At 27.5% G+C, this 4938-nt stretch carries 2 protein-coding genes and 1 pseudogene; all 3 read right to left on the bottom strand.

The window, feature by feature from the left end; all coding sequences use genetic code 11:
- Positions 1 to 558 precede the first annotated feature (558 nt).
- Positions 559 to 2418: an ATP-dependent nuclease gene (locus L0U72_RS11665; protein ID WP_233899378.1), complete on the bottom strand. Its 1860-nt coding sequence runs from the start codon at positions 2416 to 2418 to the stop codon at positions 559 to 561.
- Between the two features lie 133 nt (positions 2419 to 2551).
- Positions 2552 to 4642 (bottom strand): hypothetical protein, encoded by a 2091-nt coding sequence (locus tag L0U72_RS11660; protein ID WP_233899376.1) that lies wholly within the window; start codon positions 4640 to 4642, stop codon positions 2552 to 2554.
- 177 nt (positions 4643 to 4819) lie between these two features.
- A pseudogene (locus L0U72_RS11815) lies at positions 4820 to 4938 on the bottom strand (Fic family protein); the annotation flags it as partial.

Genomic DNA, 4938 nt, shown 5'->3' with positions numbered 1-4938 from the left:
GTTACAAGTAATTGGCAAAAATTACGTAATTAGAACCTTATTTTTAAGTAAATACAGAAATTTAATTTCTGTATTTACTTAAAAATAAGGTTCTAATTACGTAATTTTTGCCAATTACTTGTAACGATTTATATATGGTTTGTTGCATTTTTSAAGCAMTTAAWTAATAATTCAGTCGATTTTATTTTCAGATTTTACGTAAATTTTGCAATTTCTATTCTGTATTTTTCTCAATTATACAAATGTTATAAATTCAAATTTTACGTAATAATTCGGTCAATTTTATTTTCATATTTAGAGTAAATTCAAGTATTTATAGATTCTAAATTTTATTCGTAATATTTTTCTATCGATATTTTTAAATTTCTGTATTTACTTAAAAATCAGGTTCTAATTGCGTAATTTTTGCCAATTACTTGTAACGTGTTTGTATATGGTTTGTTGCGTGTTTCAAGCAATTAATTTAGTAAATAATTACCGACCAAGAAAGTCCGCGAGGACTTTCGTAAGTAGGCGAGAAGCCAGCAATAAATTATATACGGTGTTATGCCCAGTTTTTTATATTTTAAAATTATGAGCATTTGTCAATTGATTAAAATTAACAACAGGTTGTTCCGCTGAAATTGTCTCCTTTATAATAATTCGACACTCAAAAGTTCTGTTCTCTTCAATATTCAATTCCTGTAATTCTAATATTTGATTATACAAAGAATAATTAATTTTAACATTACGTTTTAGGTCGTTTTCATTATCTATTTCTCCTTTAGCAATTCCCGTTTGAACTTTATGGATCCATTCAAAAATTTCAAACTTAAGATGCTTTAATATTTCAATTTCAATTGACGGAACTGCTTCTTTAATTATTTCTGTTAGCTCTGGATAATTATTTAATATGTCCTCTTTTGTTTCTAATTGAAGTAAAAAATCACGCTCTGTATGAAAGTAGGTATCCTTGTTCGTAATCGATAAATAATTGACTTCTGATTGTGTATAATAATGTTCAATTTCTCCTTTTGGAAATATGAATGTATCACAGGCTTTAAATGCATTAAATAATTGTGATAGTCTTCCTATTATTAAATTAAGGTTTGCTATATTTTCAGCATTCAATGTTGCTCTTATATCTGCTTCGTGTCTTGAAATCGCAAGCAAAATAGTTACTCTTTTCGAATGTTCTTTCTCAATAGGAAATGAGTCTATTTTTTCTTTAAGCTCGATTAAGTGAGGTATGTGTAATTCTTGTGCTGAAATGTAGTTAGCAATGGAAGTTAAATGTGTTTCCAAATCTCCTATTTCTCCGGATAAATTTGCTCCAATACCTTGTTCTTGAACATATGTTTTTGAACGTTCATCTTCACAAACTACTTCTCGAAGTTTACCTCTAAAAACAGCATCTAAATCAGCAATTATACGACAGTTAATTTGTAATGCTTTACACAATCTAAAGAATACACCAAGTTCATCTTTTCCACCAACATCAATTATGCAAGAACCAGAAGCACCAATGTTGATTCCTAATTTTTCAAATAGTATTGATATTATCTGTTGGTCTGTGTAGCCCTCTACAAAAACAGGGTTTGGTGAAAAGAAAAATTGCTTATGATGAGTATTAAATCGAGGAAGAAATTTATTTAATATGTATTTGTCTTGAGCTTCTAATTCATTAACGTAAGTAGGAATTTTGTTGTAGTGACAAACTAGGATATTACTTAACTCATCTAACGATTTTAAATCAATAAAATAGGGTGAATGAGTTATAATAAAGAACATTTTTTTACTCGGGTCTTCTATCGGATTTCCTGCTATTTTTCTAATTTCTTGAAGGAAAAATGATTGAAATTGAGGGTGTAGATGAAGTTCAGGTTCATCAAATATTATACAATTCTTTGCTGGGTCATATAAAAAGGTTAATAGTGTTATTAATTCTTTTAAACCGTGGCATTCGCTTTCACTTAAATTGTATTCTTCTCCAGCTTCAATATTTTGCATCTTGGGTTTAAGATAACCACCTTCTTCAGCTAAACGTATTGTTTTCCCAAATATATCCGAGAGAAGTGCTTCGATTTTAATTCGTATATCGAGCCGTTGCTTAAGAATTATAATTGCCGAAGAAGATAGACCAGATGTTTCAGCTCTACTTTTGTAATCTTCTAAATATGTTATGTTAAAGCCTTGTTTTAGATTTCCTCCACCATATCTTCCTTCTTGTTCTTTTTCAAGTCCAACTAATCGTTCTGCATTCAAATATCTTGGCTTAAATCCACCTCCAGAAAATCTATTTTTAATTTGTTCTGCTAAAAGTGATTTCCCAGTTCCGTTTGCTCCAACTAAATAATTAATTGTTCCCCATTCATTTTTAACGAAGTGTTCTTCTCCCCAAAGTAAAGGAATTGTTATATCTACATTCTTATTTATCATAGTGGTTTTTTAATTGGGCATAACGTGATTGTATAATATTAGTTGCGTGTTTTGAGTATTAAAGTTAGTAAATAAATCACAGCTATAAAGTCTACGAGGACTTTCGTAAGTATGCTAAAACCAGCAATTAATTTTATACGGTGTTAGCTGTAGTTTTATTTATTAACTCTAAAAACACCTTCATTAATATAGATCCTTTTTCAGATATATGATATACTTCTTTTCTCAATGCTCTACTAGCTTCATTATCTTGGGATACTAAACCTCTTTCAATAAGTTTATTAATATTTTTTGTTATAGAAATTTCACCTTTGTCTATACTAGAAGAAAGTTTATTAATACTTACTGCTTTCTTTATAGTGTTTAAATAATCTAATATTTGAAATTCTAAAATATTGAAGTTTTTAAAGCGTTTTATTTCAATTGATTTTAACTTTTCTTTTAGTTCTACATTTGATAATGTAATTTCACATATTCCTGATTTTTCTTCATCCATACAATCTGGACATCTCATTTTATACCTCTTTAGCATAGGTAACATTTCATACGGAAATTCGTGCCCATTATTACATTTAATAATCTGTGTTGTATTGAAGTAATCAGAAATCAATACATTCATGTTAAATCTTGGATGTGAAAAATATTTTATTAATTTATTGTCTAAAGCTCTAGAAAAATTAAGATTATGTAGTTTACACAATCCATAATCAAGTGAATATATTACAGATAGTTGTTCATTGTTATCATTGATATTGTTGTAAGTAGTTATAAAACCATTTAATTCTAAATTATCTAATAAAGAAGTGACATCTTGATTGACTGTAAAGTGATTGGATGGTTTTCCTTTGATTCTTGCTCTATTTACAGGTGAACCATTGATTTTCTGTCGTTTTATTATTTGGTTTAATAATTCAAATTGTAATTCATTAGATATTTTTTCTTCAAAAGGACGTGTAACGTATTGGTTGGCAAGAAAATATTTTAATATAACATCTGTATAGTATCTTTTAGAGGCGTTCTCAATTGCTTCTAATGAAATTTTGGTGCCATGAATTAAACATGATTCATGACAATATGATAGAATAAAACCAATTTTTCTTGGGTTATTGAAAGATACACTAAACAAAATATTAAAAAGTTCTTTTTCTGAAATAGAGAAGTATCTAGCCCAATGATTATTTGGGAAAAATATTTTTAACCTTCTTTCAAGAAGCCTTTTTGTATAGTCGAGAGCTAGAGATTCCATTTTTGATATATTAACTTCTTTTTCAAAAGTATAAAATGCGTCAAAAAATTCTAATGAGATTTCATCAATTTTGGAATTGTCAAGTTTACCATAATAAAAACGATGTGGATAAACAGCTATCTTAAATTTTACAAAATCTTCTGAGAGATTATTTAATGGGGCAATGAACCAATCCATAAATAATTTTTGAGCATCTTCATCTATCTCAGAATAATCATCTAAGAATATATATAAATGTTCAATTTTAAGTATCTGCTTAATTGTTTTTAACTTATTAATTAAGCTACCCTTTATATCTAAATAGTTTATTAAAGTAGACTCAAATTCTGTTTTTGAATTACTTGACTTTGTTTTTTCAGCACCAATCTCTAGTTTTGGATTTGCAGAAACTGATAAATTTGCTTTGGAGGTAAGTTCTCCATTATTTTCATTAGTTTGTTTGTAGTTTCGTATTAATGAACCATCTATAGTTTTTATTACATCAGTTATAGATTCTTCAATTTCATTTAATTGCTCTTCAATTAATTTAATTTGTTCTAAATCAAAACCTAATATTTTTTGTAAAATTGAAACTTGCACAAAATCTTTTAATCTATTTTTTGTTTCAATAATTATTTCCTTTAACAAGCTGCTATATAAAAGATATTTTTGTAATTCAGAACCTAAATTTTTAGCTTCACTAGGTATAATTGGTGTTGAATTGTCATATAAAGATTTAACATCAATATATATTGAAATACATTTTGTGTTTTTAATTAAATCTTTTTGAGATTTTTGAAAAATTGTTGATTTTCCAGTACCTTTCCTACCTACAAGAATTGTTGTTCTAGGTAGGTTTAATTTACTAATAATTCCATTATTGGGCAGTAAATCTGTGTAAATGTCATCAATATTTTTATCTTGAACGAAATCTTCTATTCGAGTTTTTCGAACTAATTTTAAAGATTCTGAAAAATCTAAAAATATATCATTATTCATAGTTATTTCTTTTGTAGTTTATATTTCTGCGTGTAAATTACAGCTAACGTTTGGTATATGATTTGTTGCGTTTTTGAAGCACCTAAAATAGTAAATAAAAACGGAATAGAAAATCCGCCAAGGATTTTCGTAAGTAGGCGAGTACTAGTAATAAATTATATACGGTGTTGTGCCCAGTTATTTTAAACGATAGATTGTTTTGTTTTTTTCTCCTATTTTTTCAAATAAATCTAATTCAGCTCCTTTCTTTAAATCTCTACTTGCTGTTGCTGAAGAAATGTCTTTAAAAATATCCA

Origin of the sequence: Tenacibaculum piscium (assembly GCF_021390755.1) — a bacterium.
Taxonomy (GTDB): Bacteria; Bacteroidota; Bacteroidia; order Flavobacteriales; family Flavobacteriaceae; genus Polaribacter; species Polaribacter piscius.
This window is presented reverse-complemented; position numbering and strand designations above follow the sequence as displayed.

Excerpts from the sequence above, each read along its gene's own strand:
- L0U72_RS11665 (WP_233899378.1), bottom strand. The coding sequence starts at position 2,418 with ATGATAAATAAGAATGTAGATATAACAATTCCTTTACTTTGGGGAGAA.
- L0U72_RS11660 (WP_233899376.1), bottom strand. The coding sequence starts at position 4,642 with ATGAATAATGATATATTTTTAGATTTTTCAGAATCTTTAAAATTAGTT.